The 16,404-nt window shown below is 61.3% G+C and carries 19 protein-coding genes; 10 read left to right on the top strand and 9 right to left on the bottom strand.

Features of this window, described 5'->3' with window-relative positions; genetic code table 11:
* The first annotated feature begins 44 nt into the window (after positions 1 to 44).
* The 4 genes from trxA to hslU all read left to right on the top strand — a co-directional run bounded on the left by trxA (position 45) and on the right by hslU (position 3,518).
* On the top strand, positions 45 to 365 hold the full coding sequence (trxA, locus tag ACH107_RS01155; RefSeq protein WP_412504284.1) for a thioredoxin: 321 nt from the start codon (positions 45 to 47) through the stop codon (positions 363 to 365).
* An 82-nt stretch (positions 366 to 447) separates the two neighbouring features.
* Positions 448 to 1,596 (top strand): amidohydrolase, encoded by a 1,149-nt coding sequence (locus ACH107_RS01150; protein ID WP_412504283.1) that lies wholly within the window; start codon positions 448 to 450, stop codon positions 1,594 to 1,596.
* A gap of 60 nt (positions 1,597 to 1,656) precedes the next feature.
* Complete coding sequence (hslV, locus tag ACH107_RS01145) at positions 1,657 to 2,211, top strand: ATP-dependent protease subunit HslV (protein ID WP_412504282.1); 555 nt, start codon at positions 1,657 to 1,659, stop codon at positions 2,209 to 2,211.
* Positions 2,208 to 3,518 (top strand): ATP-dependent protease ATPase subunit HslU, encoded by a 1,311-nt coding sequence (gene hslU, locus ACH107_RS01140; protein WP_412504281.1) that lies wholly within the window; start codon positions 2,208 to 2,210, stop codon positions 3,516 to 3,518. The genes hslV and hslU overlap by 4 nt, the downstream gene beginning before the upstream one ends.
* On the opposite strand, the gene ACH107_RS01135 is transcribed toward hslU, so the two are convergent.
* Positions 3,499 to 4,323 carry a polysaccharide deacetylase family protein gene (locus tag ACH107_RS01135; protein WP_412504280.1) on the bottom strand — a complete coding sequence of 275 codons (825 nt, stop codon included), beginning with the start codon at positions 4,321 to 4,323 and terminating at the stop codon, positions 3,499 to 3,501. The genes hslU and ACH107_RS01135 overlap by 20 nt on opposite strands.
* On the bottom strand, positions 4,307 to 5,266 hold the full coding sequence (locus ACH107_RS01130) for a glycosyltransferase family 2 protein (RefSeq protein ID WP_412504279.1): 960 nt from the start codon (positions 5,264 to 5,266) through the stop codon (positions 4,307 to 4,309). The genes ACH107_RS01135 and ACH107_RS01130 overlap by 17 nt, the downstream gene beginning before the upstream one ends.
* A 213-nt stretch (positions 5,267 to 5,479) precedes the next feature.
* Between ACH107_RS01130 and ACH107_RS01125 the strand changes: the two genes are divergently transcribed.
* Positions 5,480 to 6,703: an MFS transporter gene (locus tag ACH107_RS01125; protein WP_412504298.1), complete on the top strand. Its 1,224-nt coding sequence runs from the start codon at positions 5,480 to 5,482 to the stop codon at positions 6,701 to 6,703.
* On the opposite strand, the gene ACH107_RS01120 is transcribed toward ACH107_RS01125, so the two are convergent.
* Genes ACH107_RS01120 through ACH107_RS01110 form a run of 3 tightly spaced genes read right to left on the bottom strand, consistent with a single transcriptional unit; the run spans position 6,686 to position 8,951 of the window.
* Positions 6,686 to 7,261, bottom strand: a complete 576-nt coding sequence (locus ACH107_RS01120) for a Smr/MutS family protein (RefSeq protein ID WP_412504278.1) — start codon at positions 7,259 to 7,261, stop codon at positions 6,686 to 6,688. The genes ACH107_RS01125 and ACH107_RS01120 overlap by 18 nt on opposite strands.
* Positions 7,258 to 8,295: a murein transglycosylase A gene (locus ACH107_RS01115; RefSeq protein WP_412504277.1), complete on the bottom strand. Its 1,038-nt coding sequence runs from the start codon at positions 8,293 to 8,295 to the stop codon at positions 7,258 to 7,260. The genes ACH107_RS01120 and ACH107_RS01115 overlap by 4 nt, the downstream gene beginning before the upstream one ends.
* On the bottom strand, positions 8,292 to 8,951 hold the full coding sequence (locus ACH107_RS01110) for a Tim44/TimA family putative adaptor protein (RefSeq protein ID WP_412504276.1): 660 nt from the start codon (positions 8,949 to 8,951) through the stop codon (positions 8,292 to 8,294). Before ACH107_RS01110 ends, ACH107_RS01115 begins: the two co-directional genes overlap by 4 nt.
* A 109-nt stretch (positions 8,952 to 9,060) precedes the next feature.
* Between ACH107_RS01110 and ACH107_RS01105 the strand changes: the two genes are divergently transcribed.
* Both ACH107_RS01105 and secB read left to right on the top strand, forming a co-directional pair.
* A complete protein-coding gene (locus ACH107_RS01105) occupies positions 9,061 to 9,573 on the top strand; it encodes an FxsA family protein (protein ID WP_412504275.1) in 513 nt (170 codons plus the stop codon).
* Positions 9,574 to 9,631: 58 nt separating this feature from the next.
* Positions 9,632 to 10,141, top strand: a complete 510-nt coding sequence (gene secB / locus ACH107_RS01100) for a protein-export chaperone SecB (protein ID WP_412504274.1) — start codon at positions 9,632 to 9,634, stop codon at positions 10,139 to 10,141.
* Here the strand turns inward: secB and dnaQ are convergent.
* From dnaQ to ACH107_RS01080, 4 genes are read right to left on the bottom strand one after another with little or no spacing between them, the layout of a single operon-like run.
* Positions 10,134 to 10,832 carry a DNA polymerase III subunit epsilon gene (dnaQ, locus tag ACH107_RS01095; RefSeq protein WP_412504273.1) on the bottom strand — a complete coding sequence of 233 codons (699 nt, stop codon included), beginning with the start codon at positions 10,830 to 10,832 and terminating at the stop codon, positions 10,134 to 10,136. The two genes, secB and dnaQ, sit on opposite strands and share 8 nt — an antisense overlap.
* A complete protein-coding gene (coaE, locus tag ACH107_RS01090) occupies positions 10,825 to 11,418 on the bottom strand; it encodes a dephospho-CoA kinase (RefSeq protein WP_412504272.1) in 594 nt (197 codons plus the stop codon). The genes dnaQ and coaE overlap by 8 nt, the downstream gene beginning before the upstream one ends.
* Positions 11,415 to 12,248 carry a shikimate dehydrogenase gene (locus tag ACH107_RS01085; protein WP_412504271.1) on the bottom strand — a complete coding sequence of 278 codons (834 nt, stop codon included), beginning with the start codon at positions 12,246 to 12,248 and terminating at the stop codon, positions 11,415 to 11,417. The genes coaE and ACH107_RS01085 overlap by 4 nt, the downstream gene beginning before the upstream one ends.
* Positions 12,245 to 12,844: a Maf family protein gene (locus ACH107_RS01080; protein ID WP_412504270.1), complete on the bottom strand. Its 600-nt coding sequence runs from the start codon at positions 12,842 to 12,844 to the stop codon at positions 12,245 to 12,247. Before ACH107_RS01080 ends, ACH107_RS01085 begins: the two co-directional genes overlap by 4 nt.
* Positions 12,845 to 13,247: 403 nt before the next feature.
* Between ACH107_RS01080 and ACH107_RS01075 the strand changes: the two genes are divergently transcribed.
* The 3 genes from ACH107_RS01075 to mnmE all read left to right on the top strand — a co-directional run bounded on the left by ACH107_RS01075 (position 13,248) and on the right by mnmE (position 16,401).
* Positions 13,248 to 13,697 carry a CopD family protein gene (locus tag ACH107_RS01075; protein ID WP_412504269.1) on the top strand — a complete coding sequence of 150 codons (450 nt, stop codon included), beginning with the start codon at positions 13,248 to 13,250 and terminating at the stop codon, positions 13,695 to 13,697.
* A 120-nt stretch (positions 13,698 to 13,817) separates the two neighbouring features.
* Positions 13,818 to 15,089: a transcription termination factor Rho gene (gene rho, locus ACH107_RS01070; protein WP_412504268.1), complete on the top strand. Its 1,272-nt coding sequence runs from the start codon at positions 13,818 to 13,820 to the stop codon at positions 15,087 to 15,089.
* A gap of 25 nt (positions 15,090 to 15,114) precedes the next feature.
* Positions 15,115 to 16,401, top strand: coding sequence for a tRNA uridine-5-carboxymethylaminomethyl(34) synthesis GTPase MnmE (gene mnmE, locus ACH107_RS01065; RefSeq protein WP_412504267.1), 1,287 nt, complete (start codon positions 15,115 to 15,117; stop codon positions 16,399 to 16,401).
* Positions 16,402 to 16,404 lie beyond the last annotated feature (3 nt).

The raw sequence follows: 16,404 nt of genomic DNA, 5'->3' as shown, positions 1-16,404 counted from the left end.
CATACGTTGAATGCTTGAAAGTTGAACCTGTGGGAGACAGCCTGATGGCCACCGTTGCCGTAACCGACGATACCTTCGATACCGAAGTGAAGAATGCCGACATCCCCGTCGTGGTCGATTTCTGGGCCGAATGGTGCGGCCCGTGCAAACAGATCGGCCCCGCGCTCGAGGAATTGTCCAGCGAAATGGATGGCAAGATCAAGGTCGCCAAGGTGGATGTTGACAGTAACCCCAACACCGCGGCCGCCCTTGGCATCCGCGGGATCCCGGCCCTGTTTATCTTCAAGGATGGTCAAGTCGTGTCGAACAAGACCGGCGCCGCCCCCAAGGCCGCGCTGCAAAGCTGGATCGAGGAAAGCATCTGACCCCGGACATGATACCGGACACGATGGAAGGGTCGCCCTCGGCGGCCCTTTTCTTTTGCCCGATCACAGGTGAAAAAGGGCCATGGACCTGACGAATGCCGATATAGCCGCGCTGACCGATCTGCGCCACGCGCTGCACCGCCAGCCCGAACTATCGGGCGAGGAACATCAGACAGCGCACCGCATCGCGGCCGACCTTGCCGCGCTCGCGCCTGACGGCATCCTGACCGGTCTGGGCGGTCATGGCGTCGCCGCCTGTTTCGACGGCGCGGCAGACGGCCCGACGATCCTGTTTCGATGCGAACTCGACGCGCTGCCGATCGTTGAAACAGGCACACCGCCCCACCGGTCCGAGGTCGCGGGCAAGGGCCATCTCTGCGGGCATGACGGGCACATGTCGATCCTTGTCGGCCTTGCCCGGCTGCTGGCGCGGCACCGGCCCCGGCATGGGCGCGTCGTGCTGCTTTTTCAGCCGGCCGAGGAAACGGGCGCCGGCGCGGCAGCCGTGCTTGCTGACCCGAAATTCGGGTCTGTTTCACCCGATTTCGCCTTTTCGCTGCATAATCGCCCCGGTCTGCCAACGGGTCGGGTGGCGCTCGTCTCCGGGCCGGTCAATTGCGCCTCGCGCGGGTTGCGCGCCACCTTCACCGGCAAATCCGCCCATGCCTCGGAACCCGAGAACGGCACCTCGCCCATGGCGGCGCTCTGCCGTGTGATGCCCGCGCTGATGGCGCTCGGCCACGGCGCGCCGCACGATCCCGATTTTTCCCTTGTCACCGTGACACATGCCCGGATGGGCGAACCGGCCTTCGGCATCGCCCCGGGCGACGCGACGCTCATGGCCACGCTGCGCACGCTTACCGATGACGGGATGGACAGGCTCTGCAGCCGCGCTCACGCGCTTCTCGACGATGCCGCACGGGATCATGGCCTGTCCGTTTCCCGCGCCTATCACGACGTGTTCCACCAGTGCGACAACGACCCGGAGGCGACGCGCATCCTCGCCCGCGCGCTTGACCGGCTGGGCCTGCCCCATGACAGCACCGGCCTGCCCATGCGCGCCTCCGAGGATTTCGGCCTTTTCGGCACCCACGCGCACGCCGCGATGCTGTTTCTGGGTGCCGGCACCGATCACCCTGCCCTGCACAACCCCGATTACGATTTCCCCGACGAGCTGATCGCGCCGGGCATCCGCATCTTCTGGCAGGTGACGCGCGACATGCTGGGCTGACCGGCCCCTTGCGCCCCGCGCGCACCCCTTCCATATAGGCGCAAGCGAAACGGAGGCTGCATGACAAGCGAATTTCCCGGCTGGCACGGCACCACGATCATCGGCGTGAAAAAGAACGGCGAGGTCGTCGTCGCCGGTGACGGGCAGGTGACGCTCGGCCAGACGGTCATCAAGGGCAGCGCCCGCAAGGTCCGCCGCCTGTCCCCCGGCGGGTACGACGTGGTTGCAGGCTTCGCCGGCTCGACCGCCGATGCCTTCACCCTGCTGGAACGGCTGGAATCGAAACTCGAATCCACCCCCGGCCAGTTGCAGCGCGCCTGTGTCGAGCTGGCCAAGGACTGGCGCACCGACAAGTACCTGCAAAAACTGGAGGCGATGCTGATCGTCACCGATGGCGATCAGCTTTACGTGATCACCGGCGCGGGTGACGTGCTGGAACCCGAGCACAACGTCACGGCCATCGGCTCGGGCGGCAACTATGCCCTCGCGGCCGGGCGCGCCATGATGGACAGCGACCGCACCGCCGAACAGATCGCGCGCGAGGCGATGGCCATCGCGTCCGACATCTGCGTCTACACCAACGGCAACCTGACGGTGGAAAGCATCTCGAAATGACAGACCTCACGCCACGCGAAATCGTTTCCGAACTCGACCGTTTCATCATCGGCCAGCAGGAGGCCAAGCGCGCCACCGCCGTCGCCCTGCGCAACCGCTGGCGGCGCAAGCAGCTGCCCGATGACCTGCGCGAGGAGGTGTATCCCAAGAACATCCTGATGATCGGCCCCACCGGCGTCGGCAAGACGGAGATTTCCCGCCGCCTCGCCAAGCTGGCCCGCGCCCCCTTCATCAAGGTCGAGGCGACCAAGTTCACCGAGGTGGGCTATGTCGGCCGCGACGTGGAGCAGATCATCCGCGATCTGGTGGACAGCTCCATCGCCCAGACCCGCGAATGGATGCGCGAGGATGTGAAATCCAAGGCCCACCAGAACGCCGAGGACCGCGTCATCGCCGCCATCGCCGGCGAAGACGCCCGCGACGCCACGCGCGAGATGTTCCGCAAGAAGCTGCGCGGCGGGCTGCTCGACGACACGGTGATCGAGCTTGATATCGCCGACAATTCCAACCCGATGGGCATGATGGACGTTCCCGGCCAGCCGGGTGGCGGCCAGATGGGCATGATGAACCTGGGCGACCTTTTCGGCAAGGCTTTCGGCGGGCGCACCACCCGCAAGAGCATGACCGTCGCCGAAAGCTACGAAACGCTGATCGGTGAAGAGGCCGACAAGCTGCTGGATGACGAGGCCGTCAACAAGCGGGCGCTCGACGCGGTCGAACAGAACGGCATCGTCTTTCTTGACGAGATCGACAAGGTCTGCGTCAAGTCCGAAATCCGCGGTGGCGATGTCTCGCGCGAGGGCGTGCAGCGCGACCTGCTGCCCCTGATCGAGGGCACGACGGTCAGCACCAAGCACGGCCCGGTGAAAACCGATCATATCCTTTTCATCGCCTCCGGCGCGTTCCACATCGCCAAGCCCTCCGACCTGCTGCCCGAATTGCAGGGCCGCTTGCCCATCCGGGTCGAGCTGCGGGCGCTCACCGAATCCGATTTCGTGCGCATCCTGACCGAAACCGACAACGCCCTGACCCGCCAGTACAGCGCCCTGATGGGCACCGAGGACGTGAAGGTCGAATTCACCGAGGACGGGATCGCCGCGCTTGCCCGCATCGCGGCCGAGGTGAACCAGACGATCGAGAATATCGGCGCAAGGCGGCTCTACACCGTAATGGAACGCGTTTTCGAGGAACTCAGCTTCACCGCGCCCGACCGGACCGGCGAAGCCGTGACGGTCGATTCGACGTTCGTCGATGACAACCTCGGCGAGCTGATGAAGTCTGCCGACCTCAGCCGTTACGTGCTCTGACATCGGCGGGATCGGTGGCCGCCTGTTCGTGCGCGCCGGTCATGTGCCGGCGCCACACCTGCCCTGTCGGCAGGATCATGGCCCCAAGCGCTTTCGCCTCGGCGATCAGCCTGTCCAGGGTTTCGGGGCTGATGCCGTAGGGGCTCGGCTCGGGCGTCACGTCATGCGTGAACAGAATGATCCAGCCGCCCCCTTGCGCGGCTGATGCCATCGCCGCCCGCGCGCGGGCTACCGTACGCGGATCGGGTCGCAGGTCATGCGCGGCAAGCTGCATGGCGTCGGTACGCGCCCCGTTGCGCCCCGCCAGCACCCCGCGCGCCGATGTCACCTCGCCCACCAGCCGCTTCTTCAGGGCCAGCGTCGTCGCACCAAAGGGATAGGCGAAATGGCCGCTCGGGGCATGACCCAGCAGGTCGGACAGTGCCGCGCGATTGCGCGCGATGTCGGCCAGCGCGGCGTCAGGGGTCATCCGGCTCATGTCTTCGTGCGCATGGCCGTGCAACGCCACCTCGTGCCCCGAGTCCGCCAAGCCCCGCACATGGCCGGGGCCCGCGATCTCACCGCTTATCCCCGTTGTGCCAAACAGGCCGGTCGCGATGTGCCATGTCCCGGCCACTTCGTGCCGGTCAAGGGTTTCCGCCCCGACGGTTGCCGCGGACACCGGCACATCGTCGAAGCAGATGGACAGGCAGAACCCGGGCACGTCCCGCGTCAAAGGCGCGACACGCCGCAGGGCTGTCCATTTCCGCCCGATTCTTCGCATGACCCCGCGTGAGGGCTCATAGGCATTACCGATCGCTGTCATGAAGGACCTCGCCGTAAAGACCCGCGCGATAGAGCTTGAGCGCGACCAGTCGCAGCCGCGCCGGCATCACCTCCGCCAAAGCAAAGGCCCGCGCCGTGGCGGTCACCATCCCCCGGCCCGGAAAACCTGCCAGCCGCCGCGCCCAGCGGTAAACCGGCATCCGGGCCACCGCGTCGGGGTGGTTCTCCAGCATCCGCAGGAAATTCGGGCCGGATTCCGCATATTTCCCGATCACGTCCGATGCCGTGTCAAGGCCCATATGCAGTGCCTGGTTGTCGATATGCAAAACAGGGAATTGCCGGCTGATGCGCAACCCCCAGTCCACGTCTTCCCAACCCCAGCCCTTGAACCGGTCATCGAAACGCACCGCCTCGGGTATGGCGCGGTGCAGGAAGATGTTCGAGGTAAAGACATAGCGCGCCGGGTCTGCCGCGCGCCTGCGCGCCGGCAGGCACTCCGACGCCAGCGATTGCATCGCGTGTAGCCGCGTCGATGCGGTGACCCCGTGCCGGTCGATCGCGAACCCGCCGACGATGCAACACGGGTCGCCCTGTTCGTCCGCCGCCTTGCGGTAGGCGCTCAAGAACATGGTCCCGTCAATCCGCATGTCGCTGTCCAGCAGCAGCAGCCAATCGCTTTCCGCCGCTGCCAGCAACGCGTTCCGTGCCACCGCGCGGCCCCTGTTCCGCTTCGCCTCGATCAGCGTGCTCGGCCCCGGGTAGTCGGCCAGCGCCGTCTCCATCATCCGCGTCAATGCGGCATCGCCCGATCCGTCGTCATAGATCCGCAACGCGGTACGCACGGCCCCGTCCTGTTCCGCGAGCTGCCTGACAAGGGCGGTTGGATCGGAGCGGAAGACCGGAATGCAGACATCGACCGTGCAAGGCAGGTTCTCATTGCGGTCGGTGCGGGTGGTTTCCGACAGGGCGCTGGCATGGGTCATGTGCAATACCTACCGCGGGGATCGGGCCTCGCTTTGACGGGATTGCGGCAACTCGGGGATCGGCCGCACATGATTTCCGCACCGGATCCGGCCCCGTCCCGGGCCGACGCGATACCGATGTCCCAGCCCACGGGGTCGCACAGCCCGGCCATGGCGGACCGTACCCCATCAAATCCCTCTTTTCTTCCCTTCCGTTTCGCGCGACGAAAAGTCATGCCGATTCTTCATTTTCTATGCGACAACGCGCGATGGCTGGCTGCCGGCGCGTTGCTAACCTTCCTGTCAAGTTTCGGGCAGACTTTCTTCATCTCCATCTTCGCCGGCGAGATCAGGCAGGAATTCGGGTTGAGCCACGGGCAATGGGGCGGCATCTACACGCTGGGAACCGCGGCTTCGGCGCTTGTCATGGTCTGGGCGGGCGGCCTGACAGACCGTTTCAGGGTTCGGTCACTGGGCGGATTTGTCCTTGGTTTCCTGATGCTTGCATGTGTCTTCATGGCGGTCAACAACGCGGTGTGGCTATTGCCCGTCGTCATATTCGCATTGCGTTTCGGCGGGCAGGGAATGACAAGCCATATCGCCGTCGTCGCGATGTCACGGTGGTTTATCGGCACAAGGGGCAAGGCACTGTCGGTCGCAACACTGGGGTTTGCCATCGGTGAAGCACTTTTGCCGCTGATCTTCGTGGCGCTGATGCTGATCTATGACTGGCGTTTACTTTGGCTTGGCGCCGGCGCGATAGCCGTTGTCGGGGTGCCCGTCCTGTTGCTGTTGCTACGGCGCGAACGCACGCCGCAAACAATGAGTCAAAGCAGTCAGGCGCTTGGCATGGGCTCTCGTCACTGGACCCGGAACCAGGCGCTGACGCATTTCCTGTTCTGGTTCATGATACCGGCCCTGCTCGGGCCAAGTGCATTCAACACGGCATTCTTTTTCCACCAGGTTCATTTCGCCGACGTGAAACAAATGGCGCATGTTGAACTGGTCGCGTTGTTTCCCTTCTACACCGCCGTCAGTATCGGAGCGATGGTCTTTTCCGGATGGGCGCTGGACAAGCTGGGAACGCCCCGACTGATGCCTTTTTACCAACTGCCGATGGTTGCCGCGTTCCTCGTCTTCGCGCAGGCCGACAGCCAGGTGGTGATGGCCGCGGGGCTATTGTTCCTCGCCCTGTCGACGGGCGCGAACACCACGCTGCCCAATGCCTTCTGGGCGGAATTCTATGGCACCGGTCATATTGGCGCGATCAAGGCGATGGCCGCCGCGATCATGGTTCTCGGCTCGGCGATCGGGCCGGGCCTGACGGGCCTCGCCATTGATCTGGGCATGGGCATTGAAACCCAGTACATGGCCGTCGCGGCATATTTCATCCTTGCCAGCGTCATGATGGCGCTCGGCATCGCGCGGGCACGATCCCTGTTACCGGGGACGCCTTAGATAGACATAAAAGGCACCGCCACCGCCATGCTTGAGATGCGCGTCCGTCACCTGGAGAACAAGCTGTGACAAGGGTGGTGTCGACAGCCAGTGCGGCAGGTTCTGGCGTAGTACACCGGGCCTTACCGGAATCGGCCCTCCCTCGTCGCGGACCCGCCCCTTCCCGGTAATGACCAACACAAGCCGGCGACCCTTGGCATGTTCGCGCATTATGAAGGACATGAGCGCGGGATGCGCCTGATCAATGGTCATGCCGTGCAGGTCGATCCGGGCCTCGGGTTTCAGCTTGCCACGCTTCAGCTTGCCGAAGGATTTCCTGTCCATCCTCACGGTTTCCTGCGTCGGGCGGGCCGGCGATGGCTGCTCCCGAACCGGGCGCGTTTCGCCGGTTTTCTGGCCGATCTCGAATGGGTCGATGGACGCGCGTTTCTCGGTGCTCGGCTCCGACTCCCGGGCGACGGAGGACACCATGCCCCGGTCGGGATGCAGCTTTTCGGTACTGCGGGCGACCTTGCGCCACAGCGCGATCTCGTCCGGCGTCAGGCGGCGCCGGGTCATTCCAGGTGCTCCGGCAGCATGGCGTATGCACGCTGGATCGGCAAAAGAACGACCATCCGGCCGGGATCGCGCAATTTCCCGGCCTTTCGCCCCGCCGCCTCGCCCGTCCCGAAGAAGATATCGGCCCGCTGTGGTCCCTTGATGGCCGAGCCGGTATCCTGCGCCACCATCAAGCGGCGCATCTTGTCGCTGCCGCCCTTCTCAAGCCAAACCGGCGCACCAAGCGGTACATACTCCGGATCGACCGCCAAGGATCGCCCCGGCGTCACCGAACGGTTCATCGCGCCAAGCGGACCGGCATCCGATGGAACATCCTCCAGTCGTCGGAAAAAGACATAGGAGGGATTGTGGAACAACAATTCCCGGCCCTTTTCCGGGTGTCGGCGGACCCAGTTCTTGATCACCTGTGCCGAGACCTGATGCGCCTTGTAAACGCCGCGCCGCACCAGCTCGACACCTATGGACCGGTAAGGGTGACCATTCGATCCACCGTACCCCACCCGGATCGTATCCCCGTCGGGCAACGTGATACGCCCCGACCCCTGTATCTGCAGGAAGAAAAGTTCGGTCGGATCGTCCACCCATGCAATTTCCAGACCCTTGCCCTTCATCGCGGGGCCTGTGACGATCTCGCGGCGCGTGATCCACGGATTGTTCCTGCGCGCGATTTCCGGTTCACGATACAACGGGTACCGATACCGCTCGGTCCGTTCCAGCGATCCCGCGATCTCGGGCTCGAAATACCCGGTAAACAGCGCCGCCTTGTCGTTGGCGATCAGAACCGGCCGGAAGAACAGCTCGAAAAAGGATTTCGCTTCGGGCTTTTGCTGGGCCAACGCGCAGAGCGCGCGCCAGTCGGGGCCTTTCATGTCGGGGCAGGTCTCCAGGAAGACACCCAACGCCTGTGCGTGGTCATCCTGCTCCCATCCCTGCAACCGATCGAACGACAGTATCCTGTGCCTGACGTCTTCCGCTGACGAGACCCCCGCGAAACCGAGCAGGGCAATCAGGAATGCGGAAAACGCACGTGTCATTCGCCCGTGGCAACAAGCCGCCAGTTCGGATCGTCCGACCCCATGATTCGTTCGAACGTCCAGGTGTCTTTCTGTTTCTTGGGCTGGTTGGGCGTACCTTCCACGATATTGCCGTCACTGTCGCGGACAACCGATGTGAGTTCGCCGACAAACCGCACGACGATTTCCGCACGGTTTTCATTTTCATCGAAAGTGGCATCAAGCAGCGTGGTCTCCCGCACGCCGTAGAATTCGGCATCTATCCTGAGCCCCTGTTCCTGCCGCGCGTCCACGACCTGCGAAAAGGTCTCGAAAACATCTTCGGACAAGAGCGGGGTTATTTCCTCCATGTTGCCACGCTCGAACGCCATGATGATCATCTCATAGGCACTACGGGCACCTTGCAGGAAGTCGGTAACGCCAAATGACGGCTCCGCCCGTTTCATGTCGGCCAATGCTGACGCGGCGGCGGAGTCCTCCGAGACGTTGTCCGTGATGTCGCGATCGGGCCCGCCCTCTATCACCTCGAAGCCCTCCCGCCGCTGACTTGCCGCGCCCTGCTGCGATCGCGGTGGCCCTTCGTACCCGTCGCGCGATCCCAAAACGTTCTTGAGCCGTAGGATCAGGAAAACCGCGATCCCGGCAAGGACCAGAAGCTGGATAATGGGCGAGTTCATGGGCACCTCATTTCGCGCGAACCATGGTAAGAAACCGTCTGAGGTCCTATCTAGGTGACACCGGCGGCCAAGTCCACCATCCAGCCGCCAAAACCAAGGAGGTTGCATAATGTGGTTGTTTCTGGCGTTTCTCGCGGTGCCCCTGCTTGAAATCGCCCTGTTCATTCAGGTCGGCGGGTTGATCGGGCTTTTCCCGACGCTGGCGATCGTCGTCATCACGGCAATCATCGGTACTTGGTTGGTCCGTGCGCAAGGCCGGCTGGCCATGGGAAATCTGCGGCGTTCCTTTTCCGAACTCGACGACCCGACAGAGCCGCTTGCGCACGCGGCGATGATACTGGTCGCAGGTGCGATGCTGCTCACACCCGGCTTCTTTACAGACGGTGTCGGGTTCGCGCTGTTGATGCCGCCGGTCCGGCAAGCAACCTTCGGGTTTCTCCGCCGACGTGTCAACGTGCAGACTTTCGAAATGGGGTCTGACGAATACGCGCGGAGGCAACGCGGGCCGGCGCAGCCAGATGACAGCGACATCGTCGAGGGCGAGTACCACGAGATACACGGCTCGGACATTCCGCCGTCAAAAAGGCCCACGCATCGGCCTTCCGGCTGGACAAGGCATTGAGGCGGCCGCAGGTTCCTGCTAATCGACTTGAAGTAATTACTGCCTTTGGAGAATTGTCATGGCCGACGAGGAAAACGCAGCAACCGATCAGCAATCACAGGTCAAGATGAACACGCTGACGCAGTTCATCAGGGATCTGTCCTTCGAGAACATCCTGGCCCAGAAAGGCAGCGGCGGGGAAGTACAACCTGACGTGTCTGTACAGGTCAACCTGGACGCCAAGAAACGCTCGACCGAGCACCAGTACGAAGTGATCATGAAGCTCACGATCAATTCCAAGAACAAGGGCAGCGAGGAGCCGCTCTTTCTTCTGGAGCTCGAATATGCCGGGGTTTTCCACGTCGAGGGTGTTCAGCAGGACCAGTTGCACCCGTTCCTGCTGATCGAATGCCCGCGGATGATGTTCCCGTTCGTCCGCCGTATCGTCAGCGACGTGACGCGCGACGGCGGGTTCCCGCCGCTGAACCTTGAAAACATCGACTTCGTGCAGCTTTACCGCCGCGAGATCGCCCGCCGTCAGGCGGAGGCGGAAAAGGAAAAGGAAGCGAGCGAAAGCACGACTAACTGAACTTTTTCCACAGCGCGTCATCGCCGATCGCCGCGATGAACGCGCTGTGCGCCGCCATCTCAGCATCCGTCAGTCTGGCCGGCAACGGCGAAGGCCGGGCACCCGGGCGCCACGTGCTTTCGGCGGCATCGTCATCAACCTTTGACGCGGTTTGCCCGACGGTCAGCGCGAAATCGGGCTGCCGGCCTCCGATCAGTTCGAGGTAAACATCGGCAAGGATCTCGGAATCCAGCAGCGCACCGTGCAGACTGCGCGAGGAATTGTCGATCGCGAAACGCCGGCAAAGCGCGTCGAGCGACGCCGGCGATCCGGGAAACTTCTTTCGAGCGACGGTCAGGGTGTCAAAGGCCTGTTCCCATGGCAATCCGGGCAGCCGGCACCATTTCAGCTCGGCGTTGAGGAATTTCATGTCAAAGGCCGCGTTGTGAATGATCAGGCGGGCATCCTGAACGAAATCGAGGAATTTCTGACCGACCTGTGAAAAAACCGGTTTGTCCCTGAGGAACTCATCGCCCAGCCCGTGCACCTTGAACGCATCTTCCGGCATGGACCGTTCAGGATTTATGTATTCGTGAAACGTGTTCCCTGTCGGCAAATGGTTGTACAGCTCGACCGCGCCGATCTCGACGATCCGGTCGCCTAGTTCCGGTTCGAACCCCGTCGTCTCGGTATCAAGCACTATTTCACGCATTTTCCATTTTCCTTCGGACATCAGCAAGGACACTGCGGACCTGCTCGCGCGCATGATCGAGCGTGTCTGTCATTATGACATAATCCGCACGCGCACGTTTGTCGGCGTCCGACATCTGCTTTGCAATCATCGCATCGACTTCGGCTTCCGTCATGGTGCCACGTGCCAGAACCCGGCGTTTCTGCTCCTCCGGGCTGGCTGTAACGGTGACGACGGCATCCATGCTGCGTTCCGTTCCCGTTTCAAAAAGAAGCGGTATGTCGAAAACCGCGATATCGGCATCTGTCCGCGCCAGAAATTCATGCCGATCACGTCGGACCAGAGGATGCACGATATTTTCCAGTTTTCCGAGGGCTGAGGGCGCCTCGGCGATGCGGCTCTTCAGGTTTTCACGTGATACGGCGGCATCCTGCACAACATCGGGCCAGATCCGGGCAATCGGATCAACGGCGGCACCACCCTTGGCATAAAGACGGTGCACCGCGGCATCGGCATCCCAAACAGCGCATCCTTCTTCCTTGAACAATCGCGCTGTCGTGGATTTTCCCATCCCGATCGACCCGGTCAATCCCAACTTGAACGTCATCGCAACGCCGCCGCACGGGTCGCGCTGTCAACGTCAGGACGGACACCGAACCATCGTTCGAATGCCGGCACCGCCTGATGAAGCAACATGCCAAGCCCATCCACCGTGATGCACCCGTGCTCCTCCGCTGCCGCGAGCAATGGCGTGGTCAGGGGCGCATACACCAGATCGGTCACCACCGCATCCTTGCGCAGCCCGTCCAACGGCACACGCAATGGCGGTTTGCCCAACATGCCCAACGACGTGGTATTGACGACCGTCACCGCGTCTTCAAGCATGTTGCCTGCCTGAACCCAATCAACCACCGTCACACGCTTGCCGAAATGCTGTTGCAACGCCTCGGCCCGAACACGGGTGCGGTTCGATATCAGGATCTGGGGAACCCCGGCATCGAGAAGCGCCGCGATAACAGCGCGTGCCGCGCCCCCGGCGCCCAGAACGGCGGCCGGCCCCGCGGATGGCACCCACGAGGGAGCGTTCTGCTTCAGGTTCTGGATAAAGCCATAACCGTCCGTATTGTCAGCGTGGATCGCGCCGTCCTTGCGGAAGATGAGCGTATTGACGGCGCCGATCAACGTGGCCCTGTCGGTAACCTGATCGGCGAATTGCATCACGGTCTCCTTGTGGGGGACGGTCACGTTGACGCCGACGAACCCCAGTTTCGGCAAGGCGTTCAACGCCGTCTCGAGGTCCGATTCCTTGATGTCCATCGGGATATAATAGCCTTGGATACCGTGGACTTTCAGCCAGTGCCCGTGAAGCTGCGGTGACTTCGAATGCGCGATGGGTGAGCCGATCACGCCGGCAAGGGGAATCCGGTTTTCACTCATGTCTGCAATGCTCCGCGTAGCGTGAGGTAGTTCAACACGTCGAGCAGGGGTAGCCCAAGCACGGCGAAGTAATCGCCTTCCACCGATGAAAAAAGACGCACGCCCTCCTCCTCTAATTTGTACCCGCCGACGGAATGTCGGATGCTCTGCCAGTTCCGCGCGATATAATCGTCCAGGTAGTCATCGGAAAAGTCCCGCATCCGCAACCGGACGGTCGCGACCTTGCGCCACACGGGCTGGCTGTCCTCGTAAATGACGACGGCGGTATGCAAATGATGCGTGGTGTCCCTGAGCCTGCGGAGCTGGTCCCGGGCATGTTCGGGCGTTTCCGGCTTTGACAGAAGATCACCATCGAAACTCAGGACCTGGTCGCAGCCGATCACCAGGCCATGCGCATTCTTTTCGCTGATCTTGCGCGCCTTGAACTCTGCCAGAGCGTCGGCGATGTCCCGCGGTTTGGCGGATTCGGCGATCAATGCCTGCTTGATCGACTCCTCGTCGATCCGCGCGGGTGAAATATCGAATTCCAGCCCTGCATTCAGCAAAAGCTGTTTCCGGATATCGGATCCCGAAGCCAGAACAATACCGGCGCCCATGTGTATTTCCCTTGGATAAAGTCATAAGAAATCGGTCATCGATGCCGTGTTATCCCGACAAATGTACGGCTGGCCAGAAATTCCTTGGAAACTACCCCGAACACCAGCGGTTTTTCCTGTGTGAACATGGAAAAAAATGACATGGCGGAAAAGTCGCGCAAAGGGGTCAGTGTGACACGTCTGTCCACATGACCTGTCGATAGAATCAGTATAGTCCATTGTTTTTTCGATCATTTATGGCGGCTGAAATATTGTCCTCGTGTTTATCCCCAAGTTCTTCAACCTGTGGACAAGCGCTGTATGGCTAAATAATCCACCGATCATAGCACCACATCCAACACATCATCTTTCCTTTTATCATTATTTATAAATATGGGTGGACAGAGACAGCTTGGGAAAAACCATGATTGATATCCTGATCGCATCCTATCCGTGGGTGAAAGCGCTACATATCATGTCGGTCATCGCGTGGATGGCTGGCTTGTTCTATCTTCCACGGCTCTACGTCTATCACGTTGAACGCTCGGTACCGGGCGATTCGCTCGACCCGGTGTTCCAGGTCATGGAATTCAAGCTTTTCCGTTTCATCATGAAACCGTCCATGATCGCGACATGGTTTTTCGGCGGTCTCCTCGTGCTCACGCCCGGCATAATCAACTGGCTCGCGATCTGGCCTTACACGAAACTCGCGGGCATCCTCGGCATGACGTGGTTTCACCTGTGGCTGGACAAGCGCCGGCTCTCCTTCGTTGATGGTGAGAATGAGCTGTCGGGCCGCCAATACCGGATGATGAACGAGGTGCCGACCCTCCTGATGGTCGTGATCGTGCTGTCTGTGGTGATCAAGTTCTGAAGCGTGATTGACTCGGAATAACCCGGCGGTTATGAACCTACGTGGCGCCCGTCCGGGACGCCTGTTTCCTGTATACCGATACGACGATGCCGGCCTGATGCCGGAACAAAGGCTTATCCCATGTCCGATGACCGACTGAACCTGTCCGATCTCAAGGCGCAAACTGCCAAGGATCTCTTGGCGATGGCCGAGGAACTCGAAATCGAGAATGCCTCGACCATGCGCAAAGGCGAGATGATGTTCTCGATCCTCAAGGAACGTGCCGAGGAAGGATGGACGGTCTTCGGCGATGGCGTGCTCGAGGTTCTGCAGGACGGTTTCGGTTTCCTGCGCTCGCCCGAGGCGAATTACCTGCCCGGCCCTGACGATATCTACGTCTCCCCGGAAACGATCAAGCGTTATTCCCTGCGGACGGGCGACAGCATCGAAGGTGAGATCAAGCAACCCGAGGAAAATGAAAGATATTTCGCGCTTACCTCGGTGTCGCAGATCAATTTCGAAGACCCCGAGCGCGCGCGTCACAAGATCGCTTTCGATAACCTGACGCCGCTTTACCCCGACGAACGGTTGACGATGGAGATCGACGACCCGACGACCAAGGACAGGTCGGCACGGGTGATCGACCTCGTGGCGCCGATCGGGAAAGGCCAGCGGTCATTGATCGTCGCACCGCCGCGGACGGGGAAAACGGTGCTGCTGCAGAACATCGCGTCGAGCATCGAAAAGAACCATCCCGAATGCTACCTCATCGTTCTCCTCATCGACGAGCGACCCGAGGAGGTCACCGACATGCAGCGTTCCGTCAAGGGCGAGGTCATCAGTTCGACATTCGATGAACCGGCGGCGCGGCACGTCGCGGTATCCGAGATGGTCATCGACAAAGCCAAGCGTTTGGTTGAACACAAACGAGACGTGGTGATCCTTCTCGATTCCATCACGCGGCTTGGACGGGCTTTCAATACGGTCGTTCCGTCCTCCGGCAAAGTTCTGACGGGCGGTGTCGATGCCAATGCGCTTCAGCGCCCCAAAAGGTTCTTTGGCGCGGCCCGGAACATCGAGGAAGGTGGATCGCTTACCATCATCTCGACTGCTCTCATCGACACCGGCAGCCGGATGGACGAGGTGATTTTCGAAGAATTCAAGGGCACCGGCAACAGCGAGATCATCCTGGATCGCAAGATCGCCGACAAACGGGTTTTCCCGGCCATCGACATCTTGAAATCTGGCACCCGCAAGGAAGACCTGCTGATAGACAAGGCAGACCTGCAAAAGACATTCGTCCTTCGCCGTATTCTCAACCCGATGGGCACGACGGACGCGATCGAATTCCTGCTGTCCAAGCTCAAGCAGACAAAGACCAACGCGGAATTCTTCGACTCCATGAACACCTGACCCGGAGAAGACGGCCCGACCCGTGATGGATACGATTTTCGCACTTTCCACGCCCCCGGGGAAATCCGGGGTGGCGATCGTTCGCGTCTCCGGGGAAAACTCGTTGACCGTCGTACGCGAGTTGTGTGGCGATGTGCCGCCGTTTCGGCAGGCAAGTCTGCGCATTGTTTCGACTACCGATGGTGACAGGATAGACGAAGCCTTGGTTCTGACCTTTGACAAGGACAAGAGCTTTACAGGCGAATACAGCGCCGAGTTCCATGTTCATGGTAGCCCTGCCGTCGTTGCGGCGCTCATGGGATCGCTGTCGCGGTTCGAGGGGTGTCGCCCGGCGGTCGAGGGTGAATTCACGCGCCGCGCGCTCGAAAACGGACGACTGGACCTGTCGCAGGTCGAAGGACTGGCGGATTTGCTGGAGTCCGAGACCGAGGCACAGCGACAGCAGGCGCTTCGCGTATTGTCCGGAGATCTTCGCACCAAGGCGGACGCTTGGCGGGCTAAAGTCGTGCGCGCAGCGGCATTGATCGAGGCAACCATTGACTTCGCGGACGAGGACGTGCCGGTTGACGTGTCCCCCGAGGTTCTGGAACTCGTTGAGGATGTTCGCAACGGGCTGAAGTCCGAGATTGATGGCGTAGGTATCGCGGAACGGGTCAGGTCCGGGTTCGAGGTCGCGATCGTTGGGCCGCCAAACGCGGGAAAATCGACGCTGCTCAATTATCTCGCTGGCAGGGATGCCGCGATCACATCCGAGATCGCGGGCACGACCCGGGACGTGATCGAGGTTCGCATGGATCTCGACGGGTTGCCCGTCACGCTGCTTGATACCGCGGGCCTGCGTAAAACGGACGATCCCGTGGAATCCATCGGCGTTGGCCGGACGCGTGATCGTGCGCGTCAGGCGGACCTCAGGGTTTTCCTGCTACCCGAAGGGGCGGAACCGGATTTGCCGCCCGAGGCGGATGATATCGTGTTGCATGCCAAGGCGGATTTGCGTGATGATCCGGGTAACGGCATTTCAGGCCAGACCGGCTACGGGGTGGCCGGGCTCGTGGCGTCCGTGACTTCCAAGCTCAAGGAAAGGACGTCCGATATCGGCTTGGCAACAAGATATCGACATCGCGATGCGATGGAGCGCGGTTTGGCATATCTCGAATCGGCTATACCTCTTATACATCAAGGGGAAGAGGCGGCCGAAATCGCGGCGGATGAGATGCGGGCGGCGATACGTTCGCTCGAATCGCTGGTCGGGCGGGTGGATGTCGAAAACCTGCTGGATGAAATTTTCGCGAGTTTCTGTCTTGGAAAGTAGAGG

It is taken from the genome of Roseovarius halophilus (ex Wu et al. 2025) (assembly GCF_047086965.1).
Note: the sequence above shows the minus strand (reverse complement) of the source record. Positions and strands in the feature narration are given on the sequence as shown.

Coding starts and splice junctions, on each gene's coding strand:
- trxA (WP_412504284.1), top strand. CDS start 45: ATGGCCACCGTTGCCGTAACCGACGATACCTTCGATACCGAAGTGAAG.
- ACH107_RS01150 (WP_412504283.1), top strand. CDS start 448: ATGGACCTGACGAATGCCGATATAGCCGCGCTGACCGATCTGCGCCAC.
- hslV (WP_412504282.1), top strand. CDS start 1,657: ATGACAAGCGAATTTCCCGGCTGGCACGGCACCACGATCATCGGCGTG.
- hslU (WP_412504281.1), top strand. CDS start 2,208: ATGACAGACCTCACGCCACGCGAAATCGTTTCCGAACTCGACCGTTTC.
- ACH107_RS01135 (WP_412504280.1), bottom strand. CDS start 4,323: ATGACAGCGATCGGTAATGCCTATGAGCCCTCACGCGGGGTCATGCGA.
- ACH107_RS01130 (WP_412504279.1), bottom strand. CDS start 5,266: ATGACCCATGCCAGCGCCCTGTCGGAAACCACCCGCACCGACCGCAAT.
- ACH107_RS01125 (WP_412504298.1), top strand. CDS start 5,480: ATGCCGATTCTTCATTTTCTATGCGACAACGCGCGATGGCTGGCTGCC.
- ACH107_RS01120 (WP_412504278.1), bottom strand. CDS start 7,261: ATGACCCGGCGCCGCCTGACGCCGGACGAGATCGCGCTGTGGCGCAAG.
- ACH107_RS01115 (WP_412504277.1), bottom strand. CDS start 8,295: ATGACACGTGCGTTTTCCGCATTCCTGATTGCCCTGCTCGGTTTCGCG.
- ACH107_RS01110 (WP_412504276.1), bottom strand. CDS start 8,951: ATGAACTCGCCCATTATCCAGCTTCTGGTCCTTGCCGGGATCGCGGTT.
- ACH107_RS01105 (WP_412504275.1), top strand. CDS start 9,061: ATGTGGTTGTTTCTGGCGTTTCTCGCGGTGCCCCTGCTTGAAATCGCC.
- secB (WP_412504274.1), top strand. CDS start 9,632: ATGGCCGACGAGGAAAACGCAGCAACCGATCAGCAATCACAGGTCAAG.
- dnaQ (WP_412504273.1), bottom strand. CDS start 10,832: ATGCGTGAAATAGTGCTTGATACCGAGACGACGGGGTTCGAACCGGAA.
- coaE (WP_412504272.1), bottom strand. CDS start 11,418: ATGACGTTCAAGTTGGGATTGACCGGGTCGATCGGGATGGGAAAATCC.
- ACH107_RS01085 (WP_412504271.1), bottom strand. CDS start 12,248: ATGAGTGAAAACCGGATTCCCCTTGCCGGCGTGATCGGCTCACCCATC.
- ACH107_RS01080 (WP_412504270.1), bottom strand. CDS start 12,844: ATGGGCGCCGGTATTGTTCTGGCTTCGGGATCCGATATCCGGAAACAG.
- ACH107_RS01075 (WP_412504269.1), top strand. CDS start 13,248: ATGATTGATATCCTGATCGCATCCTATCCGTGGGTGAAAGCGCTACAT.
- rho (WP_412504268.1), top strand. CDS start 13,818: ATGTCCGATGACCGACTGAACCTGTCCGATCTCAAGGCGCAAACTGCC.
- mnmE (WP_412504267.1), top strand. CDS start 15,115: ATGGATACGATTTTCGCACTTTCCACGCCCCCGGGGAAATCCGGGGTG.